Here is a 26,778-nt window from a genome sequence, read left to right as displayed (position 1 = left end):
CCCGAGCCAGGACAAAAAAAAGGGAAGTATGCCGTGTTATTACCTTGGCTAATTTTCATACCCTTCTTCGGTGGTTTCGTCTGCTGGCTCACCGAGCGCTTCGGCGCGAAGGTGCCTCGCTGGATCGCACTGATCACCATGGGGCTGACGTTGGCGCTCTCGCTGCAACTCTGGTTGCAGGGGGGCTATTCACTGACGCAGGCAGCGGGTATTCCGCAGTGGCAATCGAGCTTCTCAGTACCCTGGATTCCCCGTTTCGGCATTAATTTCCATTTAGCGCTTGATGGCCTTTCGCTGTTAATGGTGGTGCTGACCGGACTGCTCGGCCTGATGGCAGTGCTGTGTTCCTGGAACGAAATTGAAAAGTATCAGGGCTTCTTTCATCTGAACCTGATGTGGATCCTGGGCGGCGTTATCGGCGTGTTCCTCGCCATTGACATGTTCCTGTTCTTCTTCTTCTGGGAAATGATGCTGGTGCCGATGTACTTCCTCATCGCGCTGTGGGGACATAAAGCATCGGACGGTAAAACCCGTATTACCGCCGCGACCAAATTCTTTATTTATACTCAGGCATCCGGTCTGGTGATGTTGATTGCGATTCTGGCGCTGGTGTTTGTTCACTACAACGCCACGGGCGTCTGGACGTTCAACTACGAGCAGTTGCTGAAGACGCCAATGTCGCACACCGTGGAGTACCTGCTGATGCTGGGCTTCTTCATCGCGTTTGCGGTGAAAATGCCGGTTGTCCCGCTTCATGGCTGGCTGCCTGATGCGCACAGTCAGGCTCCGACCGCAGGTTCAGTTGACCTGGCGGGTATCCTGCTGAAAACCGCCGCCTACGGCTTACTGCGCTTCAGCCTGCCGCTGTTTCCAAACGCCTCGGCAGAGTTTGCACCGATCGCGATGTGGTTAGGGATCATCGGGATTTTCTACGGTGCCTGGATGGCGTTCTCGCAGACGGATATCAAACGCCTGATCGCTTACACCTCGATTTCGCACATGGGCTTTGTCCTGATTGCGATTTACACCGGTAGCCAGTTGGCCTTCCAGGGCGCGGTTGTACAGATGATCGCGCACGGCCTGTCAGCAGCGGCGCTGTTTATCCTGTGCGGACAGCTTTACGAACGTCTGCATACCCGTGATATGCGTCAGATGGGCGGTTTGTGGTCGCGCATTAAATGGATTCCAGGGTTATCCCTGTTCTTTGCTGTCGCCAATCTGGGTATGCCAGGTACGGGTAACTTCGTCGGGGAATTCATGATCCTGACCGGCAGTTTCCAGATCGTTCCAGTCATTATCGTGATTGCGACCTTTGGCCTGGTTTTCGCCTCGGTCTATTCGCTGGTGATGATGCAACGTGCCTACTACGGTGAAGCGAAATCGAAAGATCCGCTGCCGGGCATGTCGGCGCGTGAATTCCTGACCATTGGGGTGCTCGTGGTCCTGCTGGTGCTGCTGGGTGTTTATCCTCAGCCGATTCTGGATACCTCACATGCTGCAATGAGCAATATTCAGCAGTGGTTTACCGCTTCAATTTCAACTACAAGGCCGTAATTCGCCATGACAATAACTCCTCAACAATTGATCGCGTTGCTGCCGCTGTTAATCGTCGGATTGACGGTGGTGGTTGTGATGCTGTCCATTGCCTGGCGACGCAACCACTTTGTTAACGCCACGCTAACAGTGGTTGGCCTGAACCTGGCGCTGCTGTCACTGTATTTTGTCGGTCAGGTTGGCGCGATGGATGTCACGCCGCTGCTGCGTGTAGACGCGTATTCGATGTTCTATACCGCCCTGGTGATGCTCGCCAGCCTGGCAACCTGTACTTTTGCCTATCCGTGGCTGGCCACGTTCCCGGACAACAAGGACGAGTTTTATCTGCTGGTTCTGATTGCTGCACTGGGCGGTATCGTGTTGTCAGCGTCTAACCACCTTGCATCACTGTTTATCGGGATTGAACTGCTGTCACTGCCGTTGTTTGGTTTGATTGGTTACGCCTTCCGTCAGAAACGTTCGCTGGAAGCGGCCCTGAAATACACCATCCTGTCGGCGGCGGCATCGTCTTTCCTGCTGTTTGGTATCGCGCTGATTTACGCTGACTCGGGCAACCTGGGCTTCGTCAGCCTGGGTAAAAGTCTGACGGACAGCATGATTCAGGAGCCGCTGCTGCTGGTCGGTCTGGGCATGTTGATTATCGGTCTGGGCTTTAAACTGTCACTGGTGCCATTCCATCTGTGGACGCCGGACGTTTATCAGGGCGCACCCGCACCGGTTTCTACTTTCCTTGCCACCGCCAGCAAAATTGCGATCTTCGGCGTTATCATGCGCCTGTTTATGTACACGCCGGTGACCGACAGCGAAGCCGTACGGACGGTACTGGCCGTGATTGCCTTTGTCTCCATCCTGTTCGGTAACCTGATGGCGATTTCGCAAAGCAATATCAAGCGCCTGCTGGGTTACTCTTCCATTGCGCATCTGGGGTATCTGCTGGTCGCGCTGATTGCGGTGAAAGATCATCAGTTGTCGCTGGAAACCGCAGGGGTTTACCTGGCCGGTTACCTGTTCAGCAGCCTCGGCGCGTTTGGTGTGGTAAGCCTGATGTCCAGTCCTTATCGTGGCCCGGATGCCGATTCGCTTTACTCCTATCGCGGGCTGTTCTGGCACCGTCCGATTCTGTCGGCCGTGATGACCGTGATGATGCTGTCGCTGGCGGGTATCCCCATGACGCTGGGCTTTATCGGTAAATTCTACGTGATTGCCTCTGGCGTGAGCGCCAACCTGTGGTGGTTGACCGGTGCGGTGGTGGTCGGCAGTGCGATTGGTCTTTACTACTATCTGCGCGTTACCGTCAGTCTTTATCTCAGCCCGCCTGAATTGCTGAGCCGCGATACGCCAGCCAACTGGGCCTTCACCGCCGGTGGCGTGGTTGTCTTGATCTCCGCGATTCTGGTGTTGGTGCTGGGCGTTTATCCGCAGCCGTTAATCAGACTGGTGCAGATGGCCCAGCCGCTGATGTAATGTCACGCTGTTGCGATTAATCAGGCCTTCGGGCCTGATTTTTTTGTCTGAAAATCGACACAGGTGTTTTTTGCATAGCCTTCGCAATATCACGTCGCGTCCGCTTTTCTCTTCGTTTTCATTCTGCATCTTCATTCTGTTTCCACAGTTTCGTGCTGAAATGGGGCGAACAGATAAGGGGGAGCATTGCTTATGGATCGCCGACATTTTCTGCTGGGGTGTACCGCAACGCTGCTGACGGCAAAAAGCACACTGTCATTCGCCGCGCAGGCCGCTGTCGCCCAAACCGTTATTCCCCTCTGGCCCGGCACGCCACCCGGCGGTGGCGGGCCAGAGGGGCCGGTTGAGACATCGCCTTCAGGCGCAGAGCGTCATATCGCCGTACCCACCTTAACCGTCTTACGACCGGGCATGGGGAACGGTCATGTTGTCCTGATCGCCGGCGGTGGCGGCTATAAACGGATAGAAATGGCAAAAGAAGCCTGGCCCGCGGCTCGCTGGTTAACGGCGCGCGGCTACACTGCGGCGATATTGCGTTATCGTCTGCCGTCCGAACACTGGGGCGATGGTAACCGGGTTGCCCTGCAGGATGCGCTGCGTGCCCTGCAACTGGTCAAAGCGCAGGCAACAGGGTTAACGGTGCTGGGGTTTTCGGCCGGTGCGCATTTGCTCGGGATGGCCATCAGCCCGATGGGCGCGCGCATGGGGGCGGTGACAGAGGCACAGGACAGCGCACCTGTTCAGGTTGACGGTGCCGCGCTGATTTATCCCGTCATTACGCTGGAAGCGCCTTATACGCACACATCTACTCACCGCGTTTTGCTGGGGGCGCATCCTACGGCGGCAGAAGACGCCGCCTGGTCGGTGCAGAATACGGTGACAGCAGCATCACCGCCTTTTTTTCTGGTGCAGGCCGAAGATGACCCGATATCCGATCCCCACAACATGCTGATCATGGCGCGAGCCTGTCAGCAACATCACGTAAATGTGGAGATGATCCGCTACCCAACCGGCGGGCACGGTTTTGGGATGGGGAAACCCGGCACACCCACCATGGCCTGGCCTGCGCGTTATCAACACTGGCTGCAAAGCCGCTAGCAGGCTACAGTGAGGGGTCGGTTATTGAATGAGGATGAGACATGCATATCAGTTGGCTGGATCTGCACCAGCAGGCATTAAGCGTCCCGCAGCTTTATGCAGTACTGGCGTTGCGCTGTGAAGTCTTCGTCGTGGAGCAGCAGTGCGCCTATCTGGATGTGGATGGTCAGGATTTGCAGGGCGAGAATCGTCACCTCCTCGGCATGGCGCAGGATGACCTGCTGGCCTATGCGCGCATCCTGTCGCCCCGGCGCGCCGAGACAGAGGTAAAAATTGGGCGCGTCATCATCTCCAGCAAAGCCCGTGGCCTGAATTTAGGTAACCAGTTGATGATGCAGGCGATAGCCAGCTGTGAACAGCACTGGCCAGGGCATGCACAGTTTCTTTCTGCCCAGGCGCATCTTGCAGGGTTTTATCAGCGTCACGGTTTTGTCGCGGTCAGCGACAGCTACCTTGAGGACGGTATTCCCCATATTGATATGCGCAGAGCAGGGGGGAAATAAACCGCGCTAACGGCCTGACGGTTTTATTCCTCCCTCAGCCTGTCGCGTGTTCTTTTCACGTACGCAAAAAAAATGCATCCCGGCGCCAGGCCTGAGATGCATTATGCCGTGAGATGGCCGTGTTAGCTGACGGTCATCTGGCGATCGTCAACGTATTTACGCTGGTCTGGCGGGGGCGGCACATACTGATAGAGCCACGTTTCGCTCAGCGTTTCGTCTTTGGTTCGCAGGAACAGACGCATCTCAACGGGTTGTACGCTGTCGCTGTCAGGATACCAGTCAAAGAGGATACGGTACCCTTTGATCGGCTCAACATACAGAATCTCAACCTGCTTAAAGGTGCCGGAGGACACGGTAATCACCGGTTCAATGCCCTTTGGTGCGGCGGCCTGCAAATCGCCGCCGATAAAGTCGACAGCAAAGCGGCGGCACCACACATCCGGGAAGTGCTCGCCTGGCGCCCAGCCTTCGGGGAAGCCGCCGATGCCGGTGCGGGTCGCATCCACGCGCGCCAGTTGGCTCTGTACGGGCGGCAGTGCGCTCCAGTAGAGTTTGTACGAAAAACTGAACGCGTTGCCCGCTTTGATCGGTTCGGCGGGCTGCCAGAAGCAGACGATGTTATCGAGCGTTTCACCGGTCGTGGGGATCTCCATCAGGTTGATGGCACCTTTACCCCACTTACCAACCGGTTCCACCCACAGGCTTGGCCGTTTGTTATACCAGCCAATCACGTCCTGATAATTCTCAAAGTCATGATCAAGCTGAAGCAGACCAAAACCACGCGGGTTTTCATCTTCGTAGGCGTTGAACTGCAGGCGCTGAGGGTTATTCAGCGGACGGGCAATCCATTCCCCTTTCCCGCTCCACATTGCCAGGCGATCGGAGTCGTGAATCTGGGGATGGTAGGTGTTACACATCCGACGCTCGTTGGTGCCGCAGCTGAACATACTGGTCATCGGCGAAATGCCTAACTGACGAATATCCTTGCGGGCAAAGAGATGATTCTCAATGTCCATCACCACGCGTTCGGCTTCGCAGTGAATCACAAACTTGTATGCGCCGGTGATGCTGGCCCCATCCAGTAAGGCATAGCAGGTGAAGGTCGTGTCTTCGGCTTTCGGCGTTTCAAACCAGAACGCTGTAAAGTCCGGAAACTCTTCCTGGCCATTACTGAAAGTGTTAATGGCGACGCCACGCGCGGACAGGCCGTACTGGTAAGTATCATCGACAGCACGGAAGTAGCTGGCACCGAGAAAGGAGACGATATCGCGGCGGGCCAGTTCAGGTTTTTTAAAGGCACGGAAGCCCGCAAACCCCAGATCGGTTTTGCCTTCCAGCTGCTTAGTGTCGACTTTCGCATCGTTGTAGTTAAACAGCTCGGTGCGGAAGTGGATTTCGCGTGCCTCACGGCTGGCACTGTCGACGGAAAACATGCGGATGCGGCGTTTAAAGCCCATGCCGACGTGGAAAAACTGCACATCAAGCTCGCGATTTGGAATGTTGTTCCACAGCGAGTGATTAGCATCGTACTGAATATCGTTGTAAGCCTGCGGCGTCAGGTTAGCCAGCGTTTGCGGCAGCGGGCCCGGTGGACCACCCCACGGCTTTTTGGCCAGTGCGGCCGCGTTCTTTTTTAACTCGTCGAAATCGAAGCGCACTGCGATTCCGTCAGCAATGCCATCATCTGCCCAGGCGGATTGCGCGAATAGCGTTGATAAGCCTGTCATACCGCTCACCGCGGAGAAGGCCATTGACGCTTTCATAAACATTCTTCGATTCATGCCGGAGATCATTCCTTAGCTTTTCGAGTTTGTTGTGACTGTCGTGTCGAAGCACAGAGCCTGATTATTACAGGCAACAGCAGGGTACGACAGTCGGCTTAGAGAAAAATTCAGTTCGCTGAAAATTTATCAGATAAATCAAATAAACGAAGCGAAATTGCTGTAAGCAAGTCATCTCTTACACTTCTTTGCGTAATCACAGCCTGCCATAAGTTGACGCGCGTGCGCTTTCCTTGCGCCGATTTTCAGGTGATTCCTGGTAAGGGGCCGCGCAAAGCCCTCATTTATGGCTATAGTTAACCAGGTGCATTGCAATTCACATGGAGGAAATGATGGTAAAACAGACTGAATCTTTCGACACGGGCTATGACGACGATATCGCACTGCTGACTGAAACGCTGGAAGAAGTGCTGAAGTCATCAGGTGATCCGGCCGATCAGAAATATATCGAACTGAAAACCAAAGCTGAACGCGCGCTGGAAGATGTTAAATCACGTGTCAGCCAGGCCTCAGATAGCTATTACTACCGTGCCAAACAGGCCGCGTACCGTGCTGATGATTACGTCCATGAAAAACCGTGGCAGGGCATTGGCATCGGTGCTACTGCAGGGCTGGTATTAGGCCTGCTGCTGGCGCGTCGCTAATCTCAATCGCCTAAAACGGGCAGGCGCTGTCCTGTCCGTTCTCCCTTTCTGGTTCTTCCGCACTTCTGTCACCTGCCTGAAAATGCCGTTACCCGGTTAATTCCTGCCCGCAGATTGTGTTTTGTTCAGGGGCTTTCTAAAGTAAAGCGACAGGCACAAGGAGAATGAATGTGATAAGAGTTGAAATGCTGTCCACGGGCGATGAAGTGTTACATGGACAAATCGTCGATACCAACGCCGCCTGGCTGGCTGATGTGTTATTTCAACACGGGCTGCCGATGACCAGCCGGACTACGGTGGGTGACGCAATGTCGTCGCTGGTGGAAACGCTAAAGGCCCGCAGTCTTGAGGCGGACGTGCTCATCGTGAATGGTGGACTGGGGCCAACCACTGACGACCTTAGCGCCCAGGCCGCGGCCAAAGCGAGCGGGGTAGGGCTGGTGATGCAGGAAGCCTGGCTGGAAACGATGGAAGCCTGGTTCGCCAGCCGCGGACGGGTTATGGCTGAGAGCAACCGTAAACAGGCAGAAATTCCCGCTAACGCCGAAATGCTGGATAACCCGGTCGGCACCGCCTGTGGCTTTGCACTGCAACTCAATCGCTGCTGGATGTTCTTTACGCCAGGCGTTCCCTCTGAATTCAAGGTAATGGTCGAACAACAAATCATTCCGCGTCTGAAAGCGAAGTTCGACCTGCCTGAACCGCCCGTTTGCCTGCGGCTGACCACCTTTGGCCGGGGAGAAAGCGACATTGCGAATGAACTGGAACCGTTGCCGCTGCCGGAGAACGTGCTGATGGGCTACCGTTCTTCCATGCCGATTATCGAAATCAAACTTACGGGGCCAGCCGAACAGCGCGTCGCGATGGAGCAGGTCTGGCAGCAGGTACGTTTGTTGCTGGCCGAGTGTACGATATTTGAAGGCACTGAGGGGCTGCCTGCACTGCTGGCGCGGGAACTGCATCAACGTCACTGGCGGCTGGCGATCAGCGAACAGTACACCGCAGGGTTACTTCACTGGCAACTGGCTTCGGCTGACGTGCCCCTTAGCGCCAGCGAAATTCTGCCGCAGCAGGACGAGAGTCTGGATGTTCAGGTCATGCGCACCCAGGCGCTGGCGACGCGCTTGCAGACTCAGCTTGCCCTGTCCGTCGGCAGCCTGAGCGAAGACGCGATCTCTGTGGCGCTCCATACACCGGAAGCGACCTGGGGACAACGTGTTAAATTCAATAGTGGTCGTCACAACCTGGAAACCCGTCAGAAAGTGGTGGCGATGATGGCAATGAACATGCTGCGGCGCTGGTTACACGGCAGCGAGGTCAGCACAGGGCACGGCTGGATTGATGTGCTTGAAACTATTAAGCATTAAAAATACGGACCGGTGCCAAACGGCACCGACCGCCTTCTTTTCTGTTCCCCGCGTTTCCTCAACTAACACGCTGTTTAACGCCGTAGCCCCGTCGCCAGCACGGTAAAGGTCGCCGTGACTTTAGCCAGCGTGGCCTGGGGCTCGGCGCTGGCGGCCACCCACAAGGCGGCAGTAAACGCCGCACCATTCAGCAAGCGGGCAGCGGCTTCAACATCCACAGGCTTCAGCACGCCGCTCGTGACCATCTCCTCCAGTGCATGCTGGGTTGCGGTCAGGCAGGCGTTCTGGCTGGGCCACAGGGAGGGATCGCCAAGAAAGGCCGGGCCATCCAGTAATACAATACGCTGCACTTCGGGGTCCAGCGCCATCTCGATATAGGCGATACCTTCCGCCAGCAACTGGTTCCAGCTGTCGCCCGCACTGGCCGCGCGCGCTTTTGCACGCTGGGCGATTTCACTGTCGACTTCCGCGACCACAGCGGCGAGAAGGCCACGTTTATCGCCAAAATTGTGATAAAGTGCACCGCGCGTTAAACCAACGCTCGCCGTCAGCTCATCCATGGACGCGGCAGCAAACCCCTTTTCGGCAAAGGCTTTACGTGCGGCGGCAATCAGTTTAAGGCGATTTTCTTCCATCGTGACCGCACGAGGTCGTCCTGCCATGGTTCTCTCCTTTTCGTATACGTCGCGTATCTGAAATTGACATACGGGGCGTATGTGTGGTTTATTTCACATACGGGAAGTATATTAAATCATGTCGTCATGAGGCGCATGATTTCCTGATAACAACTCACCAGAGGGTAAAACAATGAGCAATCGTGAAGCAGTTTTCCCGGCGGGTCGTCATGCGCTGTATGAAAGGCATGGCTATTCCGCTGCGATCCGCTCGGGCGACCTGCTGTTCGTCTCGGGTCAGGTTGGCAGTCGCAAGGACGGATCGCCTGAACCGGATTTTGCTGCTCAGGTGCAACTGGCCTTTGAGAATCTGCGCCAGACGCTGGCGGCGGCAGGCTGTTCGTTCGATGATCTTATTGATGTCACCACGTTTCATACCGACCCTGAAACGCAGTTCGCTACCATTATGGAAGTGAAAAAAGCGATATTTCCGCAGCCACCTTATCCTAACTGGACGGCGGTCGGCGTTAACTGGCTGGCAGGATTCGATTTTGAAATCAAAGTCATTGCCCGTATCCCCTGATTCAGCACCCGGCGAAAAAAAACCGTCATCCGGTTGGGATGACGGTTTTTTTAAACGCTTTGGCTCAACCACTAGAGTTCAAGCTCGATTTCACCTTTCGCCTTACAGCAGCAGGGCAGGATCTCCCCCTGTTCAATAAAGGCCAGCGGGGTTTCCGCGTAGTCGACCTCGCCGCGCAGTAACCGCATACGGCAGGAGCCGCAGTAACCTTCCCGGCACTGAAACTCCACGCACAGGTTGTTGGCTTCCAGCATGGTCAACAGATTAGGATGATCGTCTGCGCACTCCAGTCGGGTGCCGGAACTGCGCAGAATAACAACAGAACGGCTCATCGTTATAACTGGAAGTCGTCGAAGTCGTTTTCGCCCACTTCTGAATCAATCTGACCCACCAGGTAAGAACTGACTTCCACTTCCTGCGGGGCAACCTGAACGTTATCGGACACCAGCCAGGCGTTGATCCAGGGAATCGGGTTCGAGCGCGTTTCGAACGGCAGATCGAGGCCAACCGCCTGCATACGAATGTTGGTGATGTATTCGATATACTGGCACAGGATATCTTTGTTCAGACCGATCATGGAGCCGCCGCTGAACAGGTAATCTGCCCACTCTTTCTCCTGTAAGGCCGCTTTCTTAAACAGCTCGAAGCACTCTTCACGGCATTCGGCGGCAATTTCTTTCATTTCAGGATCGTCTTCACCGGTGCGCAGCAGATTAAGCATGTGCTGGGTGCCGGTCAGATGCAGAGCTTCGTCGCGTGCAATCAGCTTGATGATTTTGGCGTTGCCTTCCATCAGTTCTCGCTCAGCAAACGCAAAAGAGCAGGCAAAGCTGACGTAGAAGCGGATCGCTTCCAGCGCATTGACGCTCATCAGGCAAATATACAGCTGCTTTTTCAGCGCGCGCACGTTAACCGTAATGGACTTACCATTGACCTGATGCGTACCTTCGCCCAGCAAATGCCAGTAGTTAGTCATCTCAATCAGGTCATCGTAGTACTTAGAGATGTCCTGCGCACGCGCCAGAATCTGCTGGTTGGTGACGATATCGTCAAACACCACAGACGGATCGTTCACGATGTTGCGAATGATGTGGGTGTACGAGCGAGAGTGGATCGTTTCGGAGAACGCCCAGGTTTCGATCCAGGTTTCCAGTTCCGGAATCGAGATCAGCGGCAGCAGTGCCACGTTCGGGCTGCGTCCCTGAATCGAGTCCAGCAACGTCTGGTATTTCAGGTTGCTGATGAAGATATGCTTTTCATGATCGGGCAGGGCCTGGTAGTCGATGCGATCGCGTGAGACATCGACTTCTTCAGGACGCCAGAAGAACGAAAGCTGCTTTTCGATCAGTTTTTCAAAGATATCGTATTTCTGCTGGTCAAAGCGCGCCACGTTAACGGACTGACCGAAAAACATAGGCTCTTTCAGCTGGTCATTTTTGTTTTGTGAAAAAGTGGAGTAAGCCATAAAAAACTGTCCATGGTAGACGAGGCTCAGCACCGGCCTCGCGGAAAAATGTGGGCGGGAAAGGCTCCCGCCCGACCGTCAGATCTTACAGGCGCCGCTTTCGCAGCCATCATCCTGAATAGAAGGTGCCAGATCGTCCTGCGCATCTTCCGCACCATCACGGGTGTTTTGGTAGTAGAGCGTTTTCACGCCGAACTTGTAGGCGGTCAGCAGATCTTTCAGCAGTTGCTTCATCGGCACTTTGCCATTCGGGAAGCGCGACGGATCGTAGTTGGTATTTGACGAAATCGCCTGATCGATGAATTTCTGCATTACGCCAACCAGTTGCAGGTAGCCATCGTTGGACGGCATATCCCACAGCAGTTCGTACTGATCTTTAAGACGCTCATATTCCGGCACCACCTGACGCAGGATACCGTCTTTAGACGCTTTAATACTGATATGGCCGCGCGGCGGTTCGATACCGTTGGTGGCGTTTGAAATCTGCGACGAGGTTTCAGACGGCATCAGGGCAGAAAGCGTCGAGTTGCGCAGGCCATGGGTTTTAATCTGCTCGCGCAGGGTTTCCCAGTCCAGGTGCAGCGGCTCGTTGCAAATCGCATCCAGATCTTTCTTGTAGGTATCAATCGGCAGCACGCCCTGTGCATAGGTGGTTTCATTGAACCACGGGCAGGCGCCTTGCTCTTTAGCCAGCTCATTTGAGGCTTTCAGCAGGTAGTACTGAATGGCTTCAAAGGTTTTGTGCGTCAGGCCATTCGCGCTGCCGTCGGAGTAGCGCACGCCGTGCTTCGCCAGGTAGTAAGCAAAGTTAATGACGCCAATGCCCAGCGTACGACGACCCATCGCACCCCGCTGCGCGGCCGGAATCGGGTAATCCTGATAATCCAGCAGTGCATCCAGCGCGCGTACGGCCAGCGTGGCCAGCTCTTCCAGATCGTCCAGGCTGTCAATCGCACCAAGGTTAAATGCTGACAGCGTACAGAGCGCAATCTCACCGTTTTCGTCGTTGACGTCATTGAGCGGTTTAGTTGGCAGCGCAATTTCCAGACACAGGTTCGACTGGCGTACTGGCGCAATACTGGCGTCAAACGGGCTGTGTGTGTTGCAGTGGTCAACGTTCTGGATGTAGATACGGCCGGTAGAGGCGCGTTCCTGCATCATCAGCGAGAACAGATCCACCGCTTTCACACGCTGCTTACGAATGCTGCTGTCTTGTTCGTATTTGGTGTAAAGACGTTCAAATTCGTCCTGATCGGCAAAGAACGCATCGTACAGGCCAGGTACGTCTGACGGGCTAAACAGCGTGATGTCCTCGCCCTTCAGCAGGCGCTGGTACATCATTTTGTTGAGCTGCACACCGTAGTCCATGTGACGCACGCGGTTACCTTCCACACCACGGTTGTTTTTCAGGACTAACAGGCTTTCCACTTCCAGATGCCACATCGGATAGAACAGGGTCGCTGCGCCGCCACGGACGCCGCCCTGCGAACAGGATTTCACCGCCGTCTGGAAGTGCTTGTAGAACGGGATACAACCGGTATGGAAAGCTTCACCGCCGCGAATCGGGCTGCCCAGCGCGCGGATACGACCCGCGTTAATACCAATACCTGCGCGTTGTGAAACGTATTTCACAATAGCGCTGGAGGTCGCGTTGATGGAATCCAGGCTGTCGCCACATTCAATCAGGACACAGGAGCTGAACTGACGGGTTGGCGTACGCACTCCCGACATGATTGGCGTCGGCAGGGAGATCTTAAACGTGGAAATCGCATCGTAGAAACGCTTGATGTAATCCATCCGGGTCGCACGCGGATAGCCTGAGAACAGGCAGGCCGCCACCAGAATGTACAGGAACTGGGCGCTTTCGTAGATCTCACCGGAGACGCGGTTCTGAACCAGATATTTGCCTTCCAGCTGTTTCACGGCCGCGTAGGAGAAATTCATGTCGCGCCAGTGGTCGATGAAGCCGTCCATCTGCTCGAACTCTTCACGGCTGTAGTCTTCCAGCAGATGGCGATCGTATTTACCCAGGTCAACCATCTTAACGACCTGATCGTACAGCGCGGGCGGCTCAAACTGGCCGTACGCTTTTTTACGCAGGTGGAAGATCGCCAGACGGGCGGCAAGGTACTGATAGTCAGGGGCATCGCGAGAAATAAGGTCTGCAGCGGCCTTGATGATCGTTTCATGGATGTCAGAGGTTTTGATGCCATCATAAAACTGAATGTGGGAACGCAGCTCTACCTGTGAAACCGACACATTGTTCAGCCCTTCAGCTGCCCAGTCGAGGACACGGTGAATTTTGTCGAGATCAATGCGCTCCTGGCGGCCATCGCGTTTAGTAACGAGCAGACTTTGGTTCATGTCGCGTTTTTACCTTTGCGTGAGTATCCAATAATTAAAAGAAATCCCGATTTATACACAGCATATTCATTGTGAATAATGTTGTGGATAAACACTACATCTTGGGGTTTTCGAAGATAAGTATAACAATATGGAGGCTTATTCTAGTATTTTGCTGGCGCTTAACAAGAGGAAAAAATGATGTCTGCGGGGGTTGTATTTTCTGCGGGTTTTCTTAGGCCGCGTCTCGTAAGGCCGCAGGTCTTGTCAACCAGTCTGAGAAAATATTGCGATTTATGATCGACCGCTGATTTTTCAAACATTGCGCGACTTTTTCCAGCATTGGTCTATGCGAAAGCCTGTTTTGAGCCATAGCCGTCGTGCCACAGGGCTTAACGCGTAGCGGCAGGGAGGATAGCGTTTTGTGATGACAGTGGGATGACAGCAGCGTGGGCAAAGCCGCACGCTGCACAGGAATTACGCCTCGCCGTGATGCGTGTGGATCATGTAGTTCACGTCCACACCTTTGCCCAGACGGAACCGATCGGTAAGCGGGTTGTAGTGCAGGCCCGTCATGTTGCGTTCACGCAGGGGGGTTTCATCCACCCAACCCAGCAGCTCAGAGGGACGGATAAATTTCTTCACATCATGCGTCCCACGCGGCACCATGCGCAGGACATATTCCGCACCGAAAATCGCCATCAGCCAGGCTTTGGGATTACGGTTAATGGTCGAGAAGAACACCTCGCCACCGGGTTTAACCAGCTGCGCGCAGGCGTGCACCACCGAACGTGGATCCGGCACGTGCTCAAGCATCTCCATGCAGGTCACCACATCGTACTGGCCTGCATGCTGGCTGGCATGCTCCTCGACCGTTTGTTGCACATAGTCGAGCGTCACGCCGCTCTCCAGCGCATGCAGTCGTGCCACCTCAAGTGGCTCCGCGCCCATATCCAGCCCGGTGACGATTGCACCTTCCCGGGCCATGCTTTCCGCCAGGATACCGCCACCACAGCCGACATCAAGCACTTTTTTACCGAACAGCCCGTGACTGTGTTGCGCAATGTAGCCCAGCCGCAGGGGATTAATACGGTGCAGCGGTTTAAATTCGCCCTCCAGATCCCACCAGCGCGAGGCAACGGCCTCGAACTTGGCAATTTCCTGTGCATCGACATTGTGCTGAGGGTTCTGTGGTTGTGCATTCATTGAATCGTGACTCCTGACAAAATGTGACATCAGTATAAACGCTTAACTTATCATGGCGCACCTTATCAACATGAGTAAAAGCACCTTAATAAGGTGGTTAACGTTCACCAGTGAATTGCGGTGTGATATACTTTCGCACCTTTAAAATCCGGGATTAGTAGAGGGATAGCGGCTCCATGAGCGACCTTGCGAGAGAAATTACACCGGTTAATATCGAAGAAGAGTTAAAAAATTCTTACCTCGATTACGCCATGTCGGTCATTGTTGGCCGAGCTTTACCCGATGTGCGTGATGGCCTGAAGCCAGTACATCGCCGCGTACTCTACGCGATGAGCGAACTGGGTAATGACTGGAACAAACCCTATAAAAAATCTGCCCGCGTCGTCGGTGACGTTATCGGTAAATATCACCCGCATGGTGATTCTGCCGTTTACGACACCATCGTACGTATGGCCCAGCCTTTCTCCCTGCGTTACATGCTGGTGGACGGTCAAGGCAACTTCGGATCCATCGACGGCGACTCCGCTGCGGCGATGCGTTATACCGAAGTGCGCATGTCTAAAATCGCCCACGACCTGTTAGCTGATCTGGAAAAAGAGACCGTTGACTTCGTACCGAACTACGACGGTACCGAGCAGATCCCTGAAGTTCTGCCCACTAAAATCCCTAACCTGCTGGTCAACGGATCGTCCGGTATTGCCGTCGGTATGGCCACCAACATTCCGCCGCATAACCTGCGCGAAGTGATTAACGGCTGCCTGGCTTATATTGAAGATGAAAACATCAGCGTTGAAGGGCTGATGGAACACATTCCGGGGCCTGATTTCCCGACGGCGGCCATTATCAACGGGCGTCGCGGCATTGAAGAAGCCTATCGCACCGGTCGCGGTAAAGTTTACATCCGTGCCCGTGGTGAAGTGGAAGTGGATGCCAAAACCGGACGTGAAACCATCGTCATTCACGAGCTGCCCTATCAGGTGAACAAAGCGCGCCTGATAGAGAAGATTGCCGAGCTGGTGAAAGAAAAGCGCGTCGAAGGAATCAGTGCGCTGCGCGATGAGTCTGATAAAGACGGCATGCGTATCGTCATTGAAATCAAGCGTGACGCCGTTGGTGAAGTGGTTCTCAATAACCTCTATTCCCTGACTCAGTTGCAGACCTCTTTCGGTATCAACATGGTCGCTCTCCATCAGGGCCAGCCGAAGATTATGGCGCTGAAGGAGATTCTCGAAGCCTTCGTTCGCCATCGCCGTGAAGTGGTGACACGCCGTACTATTTTCGAACTGCGCAAGGCGCGCGATCGGGCACATATCCTTGAAGGTCTGGCGATTGCGCTGGCTAACATCGATCCGATTATCGAACTGATTCGCCGCGCACCAACGCCAGCGGAAGCAAAAGCGGGTCTGATCTCGCAATCGTGGGCGCTGGGCAATGTGGCCGCGATGCTGGAACGTGCAGGCGACGATGCGGCCCGTCCAGAGTGGCTGGAAGCGCAGTTCGGTATCCGTGATGGTCAGTATTACCTGACGGAACAACAGGCGCAGGCCATTCTGGACTTACGTCTGCAGAAGCTGACCGGCCTTGAGCATGAGAAGCTGCTGGACGAGTACAAACAGCTGCTGGATCAGATTGCAGAATTACTGCACATCCTGTCCAGCTCAGAACGTCTGATGGAAGTCATTCGCGAAGAGCTTGAGCTGATGCGCGATCAGTTCGGCGACGACCGCCGCACTGAAATTACGGCTAACAGCGCCGACATCAACATCGAAGACCTGATCAATCAGGAAGATGTTGTGGTGACATTGTCGCATCAGGGCTATGTGAAATATCAGCCGCTGAGCGACTATGAAGCCCAGCGCCGTGGCGGTAAAGGCAAGTCTGCCGCCCGAATCAAAGAAGAAGACTTTATCGATCGTCTGCTGGTGGCGAATACCCACGACACGATCCTGTGCTTCTCCAGCCGTGGCCGGCTCTACTGGATGAAAGTCTACCAGTTGCCTGAAGCCAGCCGTGGTGCACGCGGGCGTCCTATCGTTAACCTGTTGCCGCTGGAAGCCAACGAACGTATTACGGCGATTCTGCCGGTACGTGAATACACCGAAGGCTTTAACATCTTCATGGCTACCGCCAGCGGGACCGTGAAGAAAACGGGTCTGCAGGAGTTTAGCCGCCCACGTAGCGCAGGCATTATCGCGATTAACCTGCGTGATGACGATGAGCTGATCGGTGTGGCGCTGACGAACGGTAACGATGAGGCGATGTTGTTCTCTGCGGCCGGTAAGGTGGTGCGCTTTGCAGAATCCGCGGTACGTGCCATGGGCCGAACGGCTTCGGGCGTACGGGGCATTAAGCTGGCGCAAAACGATCGTGTAGTTTCGCTTATCGTGCCGCGTGAAGAGGGCGCTATTCTTACGGTTACGCAGAACGGCTACGGTAAGCGTACCGCGAACAGTGAGTACCCGACCAAATCCCGTGCAACGCAGGGCGTGATTTCCATCAAAGTAACTGAGCGTAATGGCCCAGTTATTGGTGCGGTACAGGTTGTCGACAGCGATCAGATCATGATGATCACCGATGCCGGCACACTGGTAAGAACCCGTGTCTCCGAAGTCAGCATCGTGGGCCGTAATACCCAGGGTGTGATCCTGATTCGTACAGCCGAAGACGAGAATGTTGTCGGTCTGCAGCGAGTAGCGGAACCGGTGGAAGAAGAAGAGCTGGATGCTATCGATGGCAGCGTGGCGGAAGGGGACGATGATATCGTACCTGAAGTCGACAATGACGACGATGATGAACCGGCAGTGGACGACGACGAGTAAGTTACCCGTCGTACGTTAAACCGCAACGGCAGGTCAGGGGTAACCCGGCCTGCCGTTTTTTTTGGCTGTGAAGACAGCGAGAGGAGAGGTGGGCGGCAGGTCAAACATTCTCAAACTGCGCCCTGAGCCCGGAGTCGACTGGCTTTTTCGCTGCGATAAAGCTAGTGTATGAACATCAAAAATCCAACAATGCGACTAACCTTGCCACCTGCGAGTCACCTTTGAAATATCTAGTTTCTTTCCGCACGACGCTGCGCATTTCGCGCTATCTGTTTCGCGCGCTGGCACTGCTCATCTGGTTGCTGGGCGCTGTTCTGACGACGTTCTATATTATCAGCGTCCTGCATGACAAAGAGAACAAGGTACGTCAGGAGTTTGCCAGTAACTACGGCACCATTGACTGGTACGTCCGTCATTCTGCGGGCATGATGCGTGAACTCAAATATATTGCTGAAAACCGGCTCGCCAGACCTGCACCCATCGGTCAGTCCCAGGCGGACAATCTGATTCAGCCGCAGTTTATGCCGTTATATTCCGGTGACGACTGTGCCTCCATGAGCACCACCTGGCGCAACTCGCTTGATTCCTTAGGCAACTACATTAACTACTGGAAAAGCAATTTCGCCTCCTCCTACGAGCTGAACCGGGTCTTCCTGATTGGCGGCGATAACAGGTGCCTGGCTGACTTTACCGTCAGCAATAACAATAATAATGTCAGTCGCGATCGCAGTCTGAAGCTTCTGCGGGAAAACCTGCAGCGTTACCGTAACAGCCCGGAAGAGGACCAGCGTAATCCGGCTTACTGGGTGAGCAGCTCCGCTCAGCCTGGTGTAGGCAGCTTCTCTGTGGTGATGCCGGTCTATGTGGCCGATAAACTGCAGGCTTTGCTGGGCGTAGAGCAAAATATCCGCCTTGATGAATTTATCCAGCCCGGCAGCCTGCCGGTGACCGCGACCATAACCGACGAAAATTATACGCCGCTGCTGACGTCACGCCGGGGAGGCGTAGGTTTCTCGCTAAACGAATTACCCGACGATAAAACCTGGTTTGGTTATCTGGACGGTTATCGCCAGCTGGTGCTCAAGAAACCCTTACCGCCATCAGAACTCAATGTGATCTGGTCGGTGTCAACGGATGTCCTGGTCGATCAGCTCAGGCTCATGATGATTAACGCGGTGCTGCTCAATATCATGAGTGCGGTACTGCTGTTTACGCTGGCCTGGTTATTTGAGCGGCGCATGTTTTTGCCTGCGGAAGAGAATGCACACAGGCTGGAAGAGCATGAGCAGTTTAACCGTAAGATCGTGGCGTCAGCACCGGTCGGGATCTGTATTCTGCGCACCAGCGATGGCACCAACATTCTGAGTAATGAGCTGGCGCATAATTATCTTACGTTGCTGACGCAGGAAGACCGCAAGCGGTTAAATGAAATTATCGGCGGCCAACAGGTCAACTTTGTGGATGTCCTGACGGGCAGCAACACCAATCTGCAAATCAGCTTTGTGCATTCCCGATATCGCAATGAAAACGTCGCCATCTGCGTGCTGGTTGACGTGTCCGCGCGCGTTCGTATGGAGCAGTCATTGCAGGAGATGGCGCATGCCGCTGAACAGGCCAGCCAGTCGAAATCGATGTTTCTGGCCACGGTCAGCCATGAACTGCGCACGCCGTTATACGGCATTATTGGTAATCTGGATTTATTACAGACACGACAGTTGCCCAGCGGTATCGACTCGCTGGTCACCGCCATGAACAACTCCTCCAGTCTGCTGTTAAAAATCATCAGCGATATTCTCGATTTCTCGAAAATCGAGTCGGAACAGTTGAAGATTGAACCGCGTCCTTTCTCCCCGCGTGAAGTGATTACCCATATTGTCGGTAACTATCTGTCGCTGGTGGTGAAAAAACGCCTGACACTGTACTGCTATATTGAACACGATGTTCCGCAGTTCCTCGATGGCGATCCCCTGCGTCTGCAACAGGTGATTTCTAACCTGCTCAATAATGCGATCAAATTTACGCATACCGGCTGCATTATCCTGCATGCATACGTCACCCAGGGCTATCTGGCCTTTCGTATGCGTGATACCGGCGTCGGGATTCCGGCAAAAGAGCTCACCCGGTTATTCGATCCGTTCTTCCAGGTCGGAAATGGCGTCCAGCGTAATTTCCAGGGCACCGGGCTGGGCCTGGCGATTTGTGAAAAGCTGATCAACATGATGGACGGTGATATTGAGGTGGAGTCAGAGCCGGGAATGGGAAGCCAGTTTATCGTGCGTATCCCCATCTACAATGGTAAGCAGCCGTCCATTCCACTGCTTGACGGGCTGCAGGATAAGAAAATCTGGCTGGCAATGCGCAATGAGTACCTGGCCCAGTATCTGGACAGGCTGTTGAAGCAACATGGCTTCCAGGTCGCCGATATGCTGGCAAACCCTGGCAGTAATGATGTGGTGTTAACCGACTATGCAATGGAGACATTCCCCCAGGTGCGTGCGGTTATCACGTTTGACGGCGCGCATGTGGATATGCCGCGTGAGCCGCAGGCAGGGCGCTGGATCCACAGCACGGCAACCCTGCATGAACTGCCGACTTTACTGGCGCGTATTTACCGCATTGCCGTGGAAACCGAGAGCACGGACGCGCTTTCTCTGAGCGGGCCGGTCGAAGAGAAAATCCATAATGACGACATTATGGTGCTGATCGTTGACGATCATCCTATCAACCGCATGCTGCTGTCAGAGCAGCTTGGCACGCTGGGTTATCAGGTGAAAACCGCCCAGGACGGTGTTGACGCCTTAAATGTCTTAAGCCGTAATATAATTGATATTGTGCTGACCGACGTGAACATGCCCAATATGGACGGTTACCGTCTGACTCAGCGCCTGCGTCAGTTAGGGCATGTGTTCCCGGTGATAGGCGTCACGGCGAACGCGCTGGCCGAAGAAAAGCAGCGTTGTATGGACGCAGGGATGGACAACTGCTTGTCGAAGCCCGTGACGCTGGATGTGCTGAAATCAACGCTGGGTCTCTATGCGGAGCGGGTACGTAAAGCCCGGCAGGGATAAAAGAGAAGCGGAAGGAGGCGGTGCGAGTGCACCGCCTGAAAACTTACTCTTTGTCGATCTGGGTTGCGCTGACCGATGACAGATAGTTGAGCAGGGCAATATCGTTATCCACACCCAACTTCATCATGGCCGATTTTTTCTGGCTACTGATGGTCTTAATACTGCGGTTCAGCTTCTTCGCAATTTCCGTTACCAGGAAGCCTTCAGCGAAGAGACGTAATACTTCGCTTTCTTTAGGCGACAGACGCTTATCGCCATAACCGCCGGCACTGATTTTCTCCAGCAGTTTCGCCACGCTTTCCGGCGTATATTTCTTGCCTTTCTGCAGCGCAGCCAGCGCTTTAGGCAGATCGGTTGGCGCACCTTGCTTCAGAACGATACCTTCGATATCCAGATCCAGCACGGAGCTGAGGATGGCCGGGTTGTTGTTCATGGTCAGAACAATGATCGACAGATCAGGATAATGGCGTTTGATATATTTGATCAGCGTAATACCGTCACCATACTTTTCACCCGGCATAGAGAGGTCGGTGATCAGCACATTGGCATCAAGCTTGGACAGGTTGTTAATCAGTGCTGTTGAGTCTTCAAACTCACCCACAACGTTAACCCACTCAATTTGTTCCAGAGATTTTCGGATACCGAAAAGAACAATTGGGTGATCATCGGCAATAATTACATTCAGGTTATTCATCTTATTGGTTACCTTGCTGCAGCAGTTGATTGACATAAGCGTCAATATTACTGGTGGTATTTTTAATGTTTGAATCGTCACACACTTTGATGTGGTGTTCTAATTCTTCACAAAGCTGTTTGCCCGGTGTCAAATTAAGCATAGCAAACACGCCTTTAAGGCGATGGGCAGTCTGAGCAAGCGAGGCATAATCGTTTATCGCTGACTCAGTATACAATCTCTTTACATCATCCGGTACTGTCTCAGTAAACAGCTGGAAATAGCCTCCACTTAGCAGTGGCGTGCTGGCGTCATCTTCTTCAGTGTTATCCTCCATTACATCGTGGGACAATTGCTTCTCAATCAGTGCCAGTAATGCATCCAGTAGTGCATTACTGAGATTGAAATTGACGCGATACTGTTGATCGTTCAGCGCATGATGGCCCGGTTCGTCTTCTGCCAGTAACAATGCCCAGCCACTCAGTTTGCCCGGATCGTCGGTGATCTGTACGTCGTGATCCTGACCCGAAATACGTTCATCAGGCGTCAGGCAGCGCGCGCCCCAGTTTTCCAGATGGCGACAAACAATTTTGTGGACATCTTCAACGGCGATCTCCACCAGCGCGGTTACGCCTTCCAGGATTTTCTCTTCCTCCTCATCACGCTGTTCCTCAAGCGTGAGGGGCAGTTGAATGTTATAGCGTGTGCCGATATCGGCTTTCGCCACAATCTCCAGGCTACCGCCCATTTGTTTACACAACTGCTTGCACAGGAAAAACGCCATGCCGGACGCCTGACCATAACGATCCTGACTGGTATCGCCCAGGAACGGGAAGTCCACGTTGGCCAGTTCATCCACGGTCAGTCCGGCACCGGTATCCACCAGTTCAATATAGACCCGGTCAGGCTGGTTCTCTGCCGTCTTCACCGCCAGGGTAATCTTGCCCCAGCGGGTGGTAATCAGCGCATAATGCATCAGCGTGGTGAGGATTTTGCGCAATGCACGTCGATCGCCAAAGCGCATCTCGTCATTTGCCAGATGATTATTCACCACCAGTGACAGGCCTTTGCGGCGCAGCAGCGGCAGGCTCTCCAGCGTAATTTCGTCCAGTAACTCTTGCAGGTTAAATACCGACGCATCAGGTGACCAGTCATGCGCTTCAAGACGATTGAGCAGCACGATATCGTCCACCAGACGAGCCAGTGACTGGCTCTCGTCCAGAATATCCAGCACGCTTTCGTCGTTATCACGCTGACTCAACTGCACCAACTGCGAGACGATTTTTTCCAGCGGCTGGTTTAACGCATGGCCAAGGTGATGCAGCAACTGCTGACGCATCTGGTGGTTACGATCCAGCACCTGCTGTGCTTTTTGCAGTTTCTTGTTGACCAGTAATTCCCGATCCTGATCGCGCATCATAAACAGCTGTGTATGCGGCGATAAAACGCTACGCGCATGGCGTATTTCGTACACTTCGTTGTTGATCGTAGCCTGTAATACACCCTGATGCTGATCGGACATATTGATGATCTTTTGCAGGTTCAGGTGAGGCAAAAGATGCTCGGCGATCTTATTACTTAACAAGGTACGGTTACTCGCAAAGTCGTACACCAACAGGCCCACAGGTAAGCTAGCCACAATCTCCTGATTGAGTACGCGAAGGGAGTCCAGTTCAGCACTCTGGTTTTCACTGGGACGAAGCGATTGTTTGCGTAGTAACAATACGCCACTCAGTGAAAGTAAAAACAGCACCAGGTTAATCAGTAGTGGCCACATCAGGTTATGCGCGCTGTCGAGCAGCAGGCGAACAAGGGGGACCCGGTAAACCAGCTGCAGCGAGGTGCTGGGCAGGGCTGCGGCTATCTCAATGTCGTGGCTGACCAGCGAAACCTGGGTTGTCTCAAGGCCTTCCTGGTTTGTACTGGTGTTATTGGTAAAGCTGGCATCCTGACGCAACTGGAAGTTCTCTACCGGCATATTAAGCGGGATTAAGTCATTCACAGGCAAATCAAACGCGACGACAGTAGCCAGATGGCCGGGCTGATTAAACGTCGTACGCAGGGTAAAGTAGTGATCGTTCTGGAAAGCAAGATGACGCAGAGGCGAAAAGCTTTCGCGTTCATCCAGCGCATTCGCCTGCTGCAGCATTTCAGCACGGCGCGCATCCACTAATGAACTTAACGCATTCTCTTTATAGCGAGTGGCCAAATCTTTCAGCGGCAGGGTCGATATCATAATCAGGCTGTTGTCCTGACCATTTAAGAAATACATCGACCAGGTCGGCGATTCGGCACCCCACAGCGTATCAAGATAACTGGACATCCGCATCGTCATATCCAGCGTGCTGCTGTCATGCGAACCAAAGATCAGCGCTTCGGTTTTACGTCGGGTTTTTTCGAGGTAATAGACATCAGGACGCAGACGCGTCTCTTGTAAATTGCTGGCAGGGACGGAACCTGCCGCACTGGCCGAGAGGTTTTCATAAATTTGCCAGGTCACAAAACGATAGGTATCAATACGTTTTTGTACGTCGTGCGCCATATCGGCCATGGCATAGCGTTTATCGGTTAGCCAGGCATTAATTGAATTTTGCACCATACAACCCAGCGCCAGTAACAGTACCAGGTTAAATACGATAAAAAAGCGGGTGACATTGCTGGATGTCAGAGGAAACTTATACAACATAGCGTCTCAGATACCTGATTTATCGCGCAACGTTGCGCGCACTGACAGCCACAGCCAACAAGAGCAGTGCAATCAGTAAAAATGCACCGCTAAGGCTAATCCATTGAGAGATGAACCCGATCAACGCCGGACCAGAAAGAATACCTGCATATCCCAACGTTGTCATGGCTGAAATCGCCAGGTTAGCGGGCATTGCATGCTGATTACCCGCCGCGTTAAATAACATAGGCACGGTATTGGATAAACCAAATCCCACCAGTAAGAAAGCCAGTAATGACGCTTCCGGCCAGGGCAGCAGGACGGCGAGCGCCAGGCCCGACGCCGCGGCCAGCGCGCCCATGACCATCACCGGATAGCGGCCAAAACGTTGAATAATCTTATCGCCAGTAAAGCGTCCTGCCGTCATCGCTACAGAGAATACGGCATAGCCCAGACCTGCATGTGCCGTCGACATTGACGGATTTTGCAGCAGCAACAGGGCACCCCAGTCCAGTACTGCGCCTTCTGCCAGAAACAGGATAAAGCACAGTACGCCCAGAAAGGCGACACGCCCGCGCGGAATCACCAGCCAGGGCTGATCAGGCTGATGTAAGCGCTGGTTCATATAGCCGGACAGTCGCCACAGCAGCAATGCGACCATCACCGCCATAACGATCAGAACCGATAAGAGAGGGGTCAATGTCAGACCTAACAGCAGACTTACCGCACCGGCACCTAAAATGCCTCCCAGGCTGAAAAACGCGTGAAAGCCTGACATCATGGGGCGTCCTGCGGCTTTTTCTACTTCCACCGCCTGATAATTCATTGCAACGTCCAGCATCCCCAACCCGGCACCAAACAGCATGAGTGCTGCGGCCATCACCAGATGGGAAGGCGCGGTTGCCAGCACGGGTAGCATTAACAGGACCAGCAGCGTCGAGCTCATCATCACCCGACGGCAGCCAAAGCGGGCGACCAGCGTGCCTGTGACGGGCATCGCAAGCAGTGAACCAATCCCCAGGCAGAGTAGCAGGGCACCGAGGGATGCTCCTTCTAACTGCAAGCGATCGCGCGCATAAGGTACCAGTGGTGCCCAGGCTGACATGCCTAGTCCATTAATTAAAAAAATGGTACGCGTACCGGCGCTAAGGCGGCGTTCAGAACAGGTTGATTTTGCGGCATCCAGTGCTGTCATGGCTCTTATTTCATCTGTATCGAAGCAAAAAAGTGTAGCATCAAATTGCTGCAAAACGCTGTGAGAACACAGGCTTAACAGTTCATCATTTTACGTAGATGATTTTCGCGCAGCGCCAGTGTACCGACTTTTAGCGGTGCCAATGATTTTTCCAGAACTTTCCTGGCTTACTTTCCCTCCTGCCGCGACGTTGTATGACCGTGGTCACATTTTCGCTACGTGTATTGCTTAGTTAAATTTGAGTATGCCTTCAGCCTGTCAAGGCCTAAAAAAAACAGGTTAATCCGTAACTTTGCGCATTTTTTAGAAATATTTAGCAACATCTGAAAGCGATGCGCGGCACATTTTTGCCACTTTTTTACTGACAAAACCAAAATTTGGCTAATGTTATCTTGGTTAAATCATAAATAAAACTGCATATTACGATTGATTTTTGCCCTGACTGTGATGAATATTATTTTCATGATGTTGCCAAAAGTAAGTTCGGATTAATTAAAATTTAAACAATTATTACGCTTCGCTTAGATTTTTTGCCATCGTTCTTGATTTTTTTACCTATTGTCGCGCCAGGTTGAAACGTTTTCAGATTCGCAGCAAGTAAAACGTGGAAAGGTTACCCATAAATTATTTTTATGGTTTTCATTTCAGTTAATTAGCTTCTCTGGTGGAGTAAGGTCAAGATGGCAGAAATCACTCAAACTCGGGTGGATATCATTTCCCGTGCAAATGGTACGCTCATTTCACAGGTCGATGGCGTCTCAGCACAAACGATTACCCTCAGTGAACCCAGCGTTGTCCGTATTAACGGCACACGTGAAGTGGTGACGCAATTTCAACGGCAGGGTGATGACCTTATCGTTCAGATGCGTGACGGCAGCACGGTTCGCTATAAAAACTTCTTTCTGGATGATGCTGCCGGCGATCACAGTGAACTGGTGTTTGACGATGGTGTGAACCCCCCAGAGCATGCGCTTTTCCCCACGGCGGTTGACGCAACAGATTACGCCGCCACAACCATGACGCCCACCTATGAATCTCTCGACAGTGTCGATCCCCTTCTCCTGGCTGATAACAGCAATATTTCTACCGGACTAATGACCGCCAGCGGTGTGGGCCTGCTTGGTCTGGCGGGCGTTGCACTGGGTACCAGTCGGGGCGGAGGAGGTGGTGGTGGTGACAACCCGGCCGCACCGGGAACGCCCGGTGCGCCAACGCTCACCGTCAACCCTTTCGCCGGGGATAACGTGCTGGACAACACCGAGAAGGCGTCAGATCAAACGCTTTCGGGCACCACAACCAATGTGGAGGCAGGCCAGACCGTCACCGTGACGCTGGGCGGACAGACCTACACCACCACGGTAGGAACAGACGGCAGCTGGAGCGTGACGGTGCCGGCGGCGGCGCTGCAGGCGCTGGCGGCGGGCACGGCGACCATCGCGGTCACGGTGAGCAACGCGGCGGGCACCGCAGCCACGACTACCGAAACCATCACCGTGGAGGCGCCGGTGACCTCGCCGGGCGATCCGACGGTAACCCTTGCGCCCTTTGCCGGGGACAACATTCTGGACAACGCGGAGAAGGCCACGGATCAGACCGTTTCGGGCATCACCGCCAACGTCGAGCCGGGCCAGACCGTGACCGTGACGCTGGGCGGACAGACCTACACCGCCACGGTGGGCCAGGACGGCAGCTGGAGCGTGACGGTGCCGGCGGCGGCGCTGCAGGCGCTGGCGGCA

General features: G+C 53.9%; 19 protein-coding genes. 10 read left to right on the top strand and 9 right to left on the bottom strand.

The window, feature by feature from the left end:
• Positions 1 to 33 precede the first annotated feature (33 nt).
• From nuoM to RAC90_RS10465, 4 genes are all read left to right on the top strand, one after another.
• On the top strand, positions 34 to 1,554 hold the full coding sequence (gene nuoM / locus RAC90_RS10480) for an NADH-quinone oxidoreductase subunit M (protein WP_033740623.1): 1,521 nt from the start codon (positions 34 to 36) through the stop codon (positions 1,552 to 1,554).
• A 6-nt stretch (positions 1,555 to 1,560) separates the two neighbouring features.
• A complete protein-coding gene (nuoN, locus tag RAC90_RS10475; RefSeq protein WP_375124323.1) occupies positions 1,561 to 3,018 on the top strand; it encodes an NADH-quinone oxidoreductase subunit NuoN in 1,458 nt (485 codons plus the stop codon).
• A 192-nt stretch (positions 3,019 to 3,210) separates the two neighbouring features.
• Positions 3,211 to 4,116 carry an alpha/beta hydrolase gene (locus RAC90_RS10470; protein ID WP_375124322.1) on the top strand — a complete coding sequence of 302 codons (906 nt, stop codon included), beginning with the start codon at positions 3,211 to 3,213 and terminating at the stop codon, positions 4,114 to 4,116.
• Between the two features lie 41 nt (positions 4,117 to 4,157).
• The gene (locus RAC90_RS10465; RefSeq protein WP_054633423.1) at positions 4,158 to 4,619 is read left to right on the top strand and encodes a GNAT family N-acetyltransferase; all 462 of its coding nucleotides are present in this window, start codon (positions 4,158 to 4,160) and stop codon (positions 4,617 to 4,619) included.
• Positions 4,620 to 4,741: 122 nt separating this feature from the next.
• Here RAC90_RS10465 and RAC90_RS10460 read toward each other — a convergent pair whose 3' ends face one another.
• Positions 4,742 to 6,400 (bottom strand): glucan biosynthesis protein D, encoded by a 1,659-nt coding sequence (locus tag RAC90_RS10460; protein ID WP_006120012.1) that lies wholly within the window; start codon positions 6,398 to 6,400, stop codon positions 4,742 to 4,744.
• Between the two features lie 332 nt (positions 6,401 to 6,732).
• Between RAC90_RS10460 and elaB the strand changes: the two genes are divergently transcribed.
• Positions 6,733 to 7,044 carry a stress response protein ElaB gene (gene elaB, locus RAC90_RS10455; RefSeq protein ID WP_033740963.1) on the top strand — a complete coding sequence of 104 codons (312 nt, stop codon included), beginning with the start codon at positions 6,733 to 6,735 and terminating at the stop codon, positions 7,042 to 7,044.
• A 170-nt stretch (positions 7,045 to 7,214) separates the two neighbouring features.
• The gene (locus RAC90_RS10450; protein WP_006120010.1) at positions 7,215 to 8,411 is read left to right on the top strand and encodes a nicotinamide mononucleotide deamidase-related protein YfaY; all 1,197 of its coding nucleotides are present in this window, start codon (positions 7,215 to 7,217) and stop codon (positions 8,409 to 8,411) included.
• A gap of 74 nt (positions 8,412 to 8,485) precedes the next feature.
• Here the strand turns inward: RAC90_RS10450 and RAC90_RS10445 are convergent, their stop codons facing one another.
• The gene (locus tag RAC90_RS10445; RefSeq protein ID WP_006120009.1) at positions 8,486 to 9,073 is read right to left on the bottom strand and encodes a TetR/AcrR family transcriptional regulator; all 588 of its coding nucleotides are present in this window, start codon (positions 9,071 to 9,073) and stop codon (positions 8,486 to 8,488) included.
• 145 nt (positions 9,074 to 9,218) lie between these two features.
• Here RAC90_RS10445 and RAC90_RS10440 point away from each other — a divergent pair, with 145 nt between their 5' ends.
• Positions 9,219 to 9,608: a RidA family protein gene (locus tag RAC90_RS10440; RefSeq protein WP_164482313.1), complete on the top strand. Its 390-nt coding sequence runs from the start codon at positions 9,219 to 9,221 to the stop codon at positions 9,606 to 9,608.
• A 71-nt stretch (positions 9,609 to 9,679) separates the two neighbouring features.
• Here RAC90_RS10440 and yfaE read toward each other — a convergent pair whose 3' ends face one another.
• The 4 genes from yfaE to ubiG all read right to left on the bottom strand — a co-directional run bounded on the left by yfaE (position 9,680) and on the right by ubiG (position 14,622).
• The gene (yfaE, locus tag RAC90_RS10435) at positions 9,680 to 9,940 is read right to left on the bottom strand and encodes a class I ribonucleotide reductase maintenance protein YfaE (protein ID WP_006120007.1); all 261 of its coding nucleotides are present in this window, start codon (positions 9,938 to 9,940) and stop codon (positions 9,680 to 9,682) included.
• Positions 9,941 to 9,942: 2 nt separating this feature from the next.
• Positions 9,943 to 11,073 (bottom strand): class Ia ribonucleoside-diphosphate reductase subunit beta, encoded by a 1,131-nt coding sequence (gene nrdB, locus RAC90_RS10430; protein ID WP_006120006.1) that lies wholly within the window; start codon positions 11,071 to 11,073, stop codon positions 9,943 to 9,945.
• Positions 11,074 to 11,151: 78 nt separating this feature from the next.
• Complete coding sequence (nrdA, locus tag RAC90_RS10425; RefSeq protein WP_033740614.1) at positions 11,152 to 13,437, bottom strand: class 1a ribonucleoside-diphosphate reductase subunit alpha; 2,286 nt, start codon at positions 13,435 to 13,437, stop codon at positions 11,152 to 11,154.
• Positions 13,438 to 13,893: 456 nt separating this feature from the next.
• Positions 13,894 to 14,622, bottom strand: coding sequence for a bifunctional 2-polyprenyl-6-hydroxyphenol methylase/3-demethylubiquinol 3-O-methyltransferase UbiG (gene ubiG, locus RAC90_RS10420; protein WP_033740611.1), 729 nt, complete (start codon positions 14,620 to 14,622; stop codon positions 13,894 to 13,896).
• 176 nt (positions 14,623 to 14,798) lie between these two features.
• Here ubiG and gyrA point away from each other — a divergent pair, with 176 nt between their 5' ends.
• Both gyrA and rcsC read left to right on the top strand, forming a co-directional pair.
• Positions 14,799 to 17,441, top strand: coding sequence for a DNA topoisomerase (ATP-hydrolyzing) subunit A (gene gyrA, locus RAC90_RS10415; RefSeq protein ID WP_033740609.1), 2,643 nt, complete (start codon positions 14,799 to 14,801; stop codon positions 17,439 to 17,441).
• Between the two features lie 221 nt (positions 17,442 to 17,662).
• The gene (gene rcsC / locus RAC90_RS10410) at positions 17,663 to 20,509 is read left to right on the top strand and encodes a two-component system sensor histidine kinase RcsC (RefSeq protein ID WP_375124321.1); all 2,847 of its coding nucleotides are present in this window, start codon (positions 17,663 to 17,665) and stop codon (positions 20,507 to 20,509) included.
• A 43-nt stretch (positions 20,510 to 20,552) separates the two neighbouring features.
• Here rcsC and rcsB read toward each other — a convergent pair whose 3' ends face one another.
• The 3 genes from rcsB to RAC90_RS10395 are packed head-to-tail and all read right to left on the bottom strand — an operon-like array spanning position 20,553 to position 25,042.
• Positions 20,553 to 21,203: a response regulator transcription factor RcsB gene (gene rcsB / locus RAC90_RS10405; RefSeq protein WP_006120001.1), complete on the bottom strand. Its 651-nt coding sequence runs from the start codon at positions 21,201 to 21,203 to the stop codon at positions 20,553 to 20,555.
• Between the two features lies 1 nt (position 21,204).
• Positions 21,205 to 23,868: a phosphotransferase RcsD gene (gene rcsD / locus RAC90_RS10400; protein ID WP_033740607.1), complete on the bottom strand. Its 2,664-nt coding sequence runs from the start codon at positions 23,866 to 23,868 to the stop codon at positions 21,205 to 21,207.
• Between the two features lie 19 nt (positions 23,869 to 23,887).
• Positions 23,888 to 25,042, bottom strand: a complete 1,155-nt coding sequence (locus RAC90_RS10395) for an MFS transporter (RefSeq protein WP_033740605.1) — start codon at positions 25,040 to 25,042, stop codon at positions 23,888 to 23,890.
• Between the two features lie 680 nt (positions 25,043 to 25,722).
• Between RAC90_RS10395 and RAC90_RS10390 the strand changes: the two genes are divergently transcribed.
• Positions 25,723 to 26,778: Ig-like domain-containing protein (locus tag RAC90_RS10390; protein WP_375124320.1), on the top strand; the 1,056-nt coding region annotated here is incomplete at its 3' end.

Origin of the sequence: Pantoea sp. CS_6, assembly GCF_041954745.1 — a bacterium.
Taxonomy (GTDB): domain Bacteria; phylum Pseudomonadota; class Gammaproteobacteria; order Enterobacterales; family Enterobacteriaceae; genus Pantoea; species Pantoea stewartii.
This window is presented reverse-complemented; position numbering and strand designations above follow the sequence as displayed.

Excerpts from the sequence above, each read along its gene's own strand:
- rcsD (WP_033740607.1), bottom strand. The coding sequence starts at position 23,868 with ATGTTGTATAAGTTTCCTCTGACATCCAGCAATGTCACCCGCTTTTTT.
- RAC90_RS10440 (WP_164482313.1), top strand. The coding sequence starts at position 9,219 with ATGAGCAATCGTGAAGCAGTTTTCCCGGCGGGTCGTCATGCGCTGTAT.
- nrdA (WP_033740614.1), bottom strand. The coding sequence starts at position 13,437 with ATGAACCAAAGTCTGCTCGTTACTAAACGCGATGGCCGCCAGGAGCGC.
- RAC90_RS10445 (WP_006120009.1), bottom strand. The coding sequence starts at position 9,073 with ATGGCAGGACGACCTCGTGCGGTCACGATGGAAGAAAATCGCCTTAAA.
- elaB (WP_033740963.1), top strand. The coding sequence starts at position 6,733 with ATGGTAAAACAGACTGAATCTTTCGACACGGGCTATGACGACGATATC.
- nrdB (WP_006120006.1), bottom strand. The coding sequence starts at position 11,073 with ATGGCTTACTCCACTTTTTCACAAAACAAAAATGACCAGCTGAAAGAG.
- RAC90_RS10395 (WP_033740605.1), bottom strand. The coding sequence starts at position 25,042 with ATGACAGCACTGGATGCCGCAAAATCAACCTGTTCTGAACGCCGCCTT.
- ubiG (WP_033740611.1), bottom strand. The coding sequence starts at position 14,622 with ATGAATGCACAACCACAGAACCCTCAGCACAATGTCGATGCACAGGAA.
- rcsB (WP_006120001.1), bottom strand. The coding sequence starts at position 21,203 with ATGAATAACCTGAATGTAATTATTGCCGATGATCACCCAATTGTTCTT.
- nuoN (WP_375124323.1), top strand. The coding sequence starts at position 1,561 with ATGACAATAACTCCTCAACAATTGATCGCGTTGCTGCCGCTGTTAATC.
- RAC90_RS10460 (WP_006120012.1), bottom strand. The coding sequence starts at position 6,400 with ATGAATCGAAGAATGTTTATGAAAGCGTCAATGGCCTTCTCCGCGGTG.
- RAC90_RS10470 (WP_375124322.1), top strand. The coding sequence starts at position 3,211 with ATGGATCGCCGACATTTTCTGCTGGGGTGTACCGCAACGCTGCTGACG.
- yfaE (WP_006120007.1), bottom strand. The coding sequence starts at position 9,940 with ATGAGCCGTTCTGTTGTTATTCTGCGCAGTTCCGGCACCCGACTGGAG.
- RAC90_RS10465 (WP_054633423.1), top strand. The coding sequence starts at position 4,158 with ATGCATATCAGTTGGCTGGATCTGCACCAGCAGGCATTAAGCGTCCCG.
- gyrA (WP_033740609.1), top strand. The coding sequence starts at position 14,799 with ATGAGCGACCTTGCGAGAGAAATTACACCGGTTAATATCGAAGAAGAG.